Genomic DNA, 3,650 nt, shown 5'->3' with positions numbered 1-3,650 from the left:
ACAATAAACTTATCAAAGTATAAATTTAGCAATGGTGTTTCGGCAAATAATAATGCATCTTCCGTGTACGTTTTAGACTGACTTTATTGTTGTTTATTTTGATAAAAATGGGTATAGGATGAAGAAAAACTATTTTTTCAACACCACAACATTTTAAAACAATGGTATCTGTGTTTAACAAAAGGATCTTCAATTAGAGGATCCTTTTTCATTACCTATAAGATCTCTTATGTAAACTAATTGATTAGGTTCTTCAACGAACTGGCCAGTTCGTTGAAAAAGGTATTCTAAAAAAAATGTAACAGACACAGAAGTGCCTGCTAAGTGAAATAAATATAGATGACGTGAAACGTCATTTGCAAGAGGTATTAGATAACTATCCCAAGAACAGGATTAAGCTGTGAAATAGGTGTTCATCCAGAGCTTCCGAGATAATTATATCAGGTAGTTTTTTTGAAAGATTTTAGATCAGTCATTAGCTCAACCAGAGCTCGTAATTTGAGTTGAGGGTTAAATTACCAAAAACACCTTCTTCTACGATCGAATCGATCGAATCTGTCACAACGATCGAATCGATCGAATCTGCCAAAACGATCAAATCGATCGAATCTGTCAAAACGATCAAATCGATCACAACGGCGTCTTCTATCACAAAAAAACATACAAAAATCCCCTACTTTTAAAACTCTTACTATAAAATATGTTGGTATGAAAACAATGTATAGACAAGAGGCCATAAATCAAGAATACATAATCAAACAAAATAAATTCTGGTGCCAATCGATTTTATTTCCCTATACAAAAACCCCTTGTGCGGCAAGGGGTTTTTGTTTTTCGTACTTCCGTTAAAATACATTATGGGGTCCCACCAACATTTCGCGGAAAACATACGGTAAAACATTTTTTGGAATTAAAATGCAGGCTTTTTATACGCTAAGGAAGGATATTTTTCACTATAAACCCTCGTTTTTAGTGAATTTTAAGATGCAGTTCGTAGCGTGGCTGTCACTTTGACCGATAATTTGCGCATATTTTAAGTGTTATTTTGCATATCCACCTTTAAAAACCCAGCTACCTTCACATGAGAAGATTAGCTGGGTTTCTTAATTATTTACATCGAATCATTATAGAACTATTCTGATCCGTTTAATAAAAAAGCGATTGCTCATTGTTCAGCAATCGCGCCCGATTGTTGAAGATCTTAATTACAATGTCTTGTTAAACTAACGCCCCAGTTACTTTACCTTGTATAACTTCACAATCTAGATATTGTTGCATTACTGCAATTAAAAAAGAAGTTGCTGTCCACTAAGAAAAAGTCAACAATGATCGTAGCTGAGAAATATTTGTATTTAGATATCATATTCACTTTTAAATTCGAAAATCTCATCAAAAGCTTGGTGATACCCACCCGATTTTTGAAAGGATTCCTTAATATTTACAACAGCTTTATGGAAAGATGGGTGGTTTAACACATGATCTGCGGATTCACGTAGTTGATTTGCTGTTAAGTTTTGCATTTGTAATTTAATACCGGCTCCGATATTGGCAACTTGTTGAGCAATTATAGGCTGATCAGCGCTTTGTGGGATTACAATTAACGGTACCCCGTAATAGAGACCTTCATTGGTACTGTTCATTCCACCATGTGTGATAAATAATTTAGTGTATTTCAGCACCTCAATTTGTGGAACATAATTTTTTACAATGAAGTTTTTGGGAATCTCCCCCAAATCAGATATTTGAGCTTTTTCCCCAATAGACATGACAACAGTATGATCAGTGTTCCCAAATGCCTTAAAACAAAGCTTATAGAAATCAATTGCTTGGTTAAAAACAGTACCCAGAGAAATGTAAATTAGGCTTTTTCCCTTGATTGCGGTAAGGTCGAAGTTTTCTTGCGTTGATCGTAAAGAGATGGATGGACCTACAAATTTGTAAGTTTGGTCAAATGTTTCTCCAAAGGGTTGAAACTCCCTAGTTGTATAAACGATTGTAAGTGGTGCAGGGTTACAAAAAACTTCATAAGGAGAACGGATTTCAACATCATATTTTTCTTTAATTTTTGTTGTCAGGTTTTGAAAATCATCATTTATCGTTTTAACAATTTCTGTTGGGATATTTTGTGAAAGATGTTCCAACATTTTATCAAATGATGCTTTTGTCTGTGCAAAAGAAGTACTAGAATTAATTGCCGGAAGTTTTAGTATTTGTGCAAGTAAACGTCCACAACCAAACATGGAATCGTGAATGATATAATCAAATTGTTCCCCTTCGATTTGCTCCAGAACACTAGGTATCATGATATCTGCCGTACGCAAAAGACCATTGATTCTTTCGTGTAAATAATTTCTTCCACCTGAGATAAAAGCTTTTATAAATTTTTCACCGTCAAATGTTCGTACAGTAGCTCCCGTCTTCTCAATACGTTCTCGAAAAGCTTCTATCGTAAAGTACACTACCTCTTCACCACGCGAAATAAGCTCTTGCACAACTCCAATAGTTGGATTGATATGTCCTTCTGATCCACCATTAATAAATAAAACACGTGCCATTATAACCACTCCTTAGGTAAAATGTTCTCTAGATTGTGTAAGAGTAAGGGTCACTGCCCCATACAATTGCTCAACTTAAATAATGGAATTAAATTTATCATAGTACAATATTTTAAAATCTCAAACTTTTAATTAACCTTGTAATTTAATATTTGCATCAAACGAGATCTTTCTGATGCGTGTATTAAATATAAATACATAGGTATTTGTTTGCACGGGATAGTTTAGTAATCGGAATCAAATAAATATGAAAAAGCTATCACCTTAAATGATAGCTTTTTTATATTTATTTATAATGCAAAATAGCGATTTAAACAGGTGCAAAATAACGTCTAAAGTGACAGATAAGGTTGTAACTTTGATTTAAATGGATTTCGAAAACGTTCCTATTGGGAGTACTCTATTGAAACGAATTTTTGAGAGGGATTTTTTCAATAGAAGACTCGATAAATAAAAGCACTGAACTTAGGTAATTTGGACAAGCATGTATTTTTTCATCCCATATATATAGTAGAAAAAGGAGTGTTGTATATATGGGATGGTATAACAAAAGCTACAATCAGCGTCCTCCACAGCTTCCAATCCCACCAGATCCACCAGATCCACCAGAACCACCAATCCCACCAGAGCCACCAATCCCATCAGTTGTAGTCTAAGCTGAAATTGGGGTACAGACATCAAAACAGAAACTTGCTTAGCTTGTAATGGGCTGGGCTTTTTTAATTTTTACGGTATGGCGGAAACTATCAGAACCTTGTTATTTGATTTTTCATCGTCAGTATTCATGTTTAAATAACCTCTAACAACCATAAAAGTTGGTATTCCCCACATAATTATAAAAGTTACAAGAGAATCAGTATATATATTCAATAGTTACCTCTCCCATTCAGCATTACCATTTTACCACAAAAATTCATTAACCTTGTTCAACTAACCTGCCCCAATAGTCCCATAAAATCGAGTAGGAGGAGGCGCCTAGCCTCCGACCTCTCACACCACCGTACATACCGTTCGGTATACGGCGGTTCAGTTTAAGTCTGACGTAGTTTTGTATATCGTTCATATAGATTTACTAACCCATGATTAACCCATGAT

The 3,650-nt window shown here is 34.7% G+C and carries 3 protein-coding genes; 1 reads left to right on the top strand and 2 read right to left on the bottom strand.

From position 1 onward, the window contains the following. Positions 1–515 precede the first annotated feature (515 nt). Positions 516–662: a hypothetical protein gene (locus AC1DUW_RS23430; protein WP_169787507.1), complete on the bottom strand. Its 147-nt coding sequence runs from the start codon at positions 660–662 to the stop codon at positions 516–518. A 690-nt stretch (positions 663–1,352) separates the two neighbouring features. Further along, a complete protein-coding gene (locus AC1DUW_RS23425; RefSeq protein WP_053345578.1) occupies positions 1,353–2,555 on the bottom strand; it encodes a macrolide family glycosyltransferase in 1,203 nt (400 codons plus the stop codon). A 533-nt stretch (positions 2,556–3,088) separates the two neighbouring features. Here AC1DUW_RS23425 and AC1DUW_RS23420 point away from each other — a divergent pair. Beyond that, positions 3,089–3,211 (top strand): hypothetical protein, encoded by a 123-nt coding sequence (locus tag AC1DUW_RS23420; RefSeq protein WP_269083723.1) that lies wholly within the window; start codon positions 3,089–3,091, stop codon positions 3,209–3,211. Positions 3,212–3,650: the final 439 nt, after the last annotated feature.

The organism is Peribacillus sp. P4_C12 (assembly GCF_056402095.1).
The sequence above is the reverse complement of the archived record's forward strand: the minus strand, read 5'-3'. Positions and strand labels throughout refer to the sequence as shown.